Here is a 542-nt window from a genome sequence, read left to right on the forward strand (position 1 = left end):
CATCAGTGAAATACTACCCGTCGGTGACTGCGACTCTCACTCCGGGAGGAGGACACCGGTAGCCGGGCAGTTTGACTGGGGCGGTACGCGCTCGAAAAGATATCGAGCGCGCCCTAAGGCTATCTCAGCCGGGACAGAGACCCGGCGAAGAGTGCAAGAGCAAAAGATAGCTTGACAGTGTTCTTCCCAACGAGGAACGCTGACGCGAAAGCGTGGTCTAGCGAACCAATTAGCCTGCTTGATGCGGGCAATTGATGACAGAAAAGCTACCCTAGGGATAACAGAGTCGTCACTCGCAAGAGCACATATCGACCGAGTGGCTTGCTACCTCGATGTCGGTTCCCTCCATCCTGCCCGTGCAGAAGCGGGCAAGGGTGAGGTTGTTCGCCTATTAAAGGAGGTCGTGAGCTGGGTTTAGACCGTCGTGAGACAGGTCGGCTGCTATCTATTGGGTGTGTAATGGTGTCTGACGGGAACGATCGTATAGTACGAGAGGAACTACGATTGGCCGCCACTGGTGTACCGGTCGTTCGAGAGAGCGC

Annotated in this window: 1 rRNA gene; it reads left to right on the forward strand. The window is 55.9% G+C overall.

Annotated features, from left to right (window positions below):
• Nucleotides 1–542 (forward strand): 23S ribosomal RNA (locus tag NDI85_RS22260); the annotation flags it as partial.

Source organism: Haloarcula sp. S1AR25-4, assembly GCF_031624555.1.
Taxonomy (GTDB): domain Archaea; phylum Halobacteriota; class Halobacteria; order Halobacteriales; family Haloarculaceae; genus Haloarcula; species Haloarcula pellucida.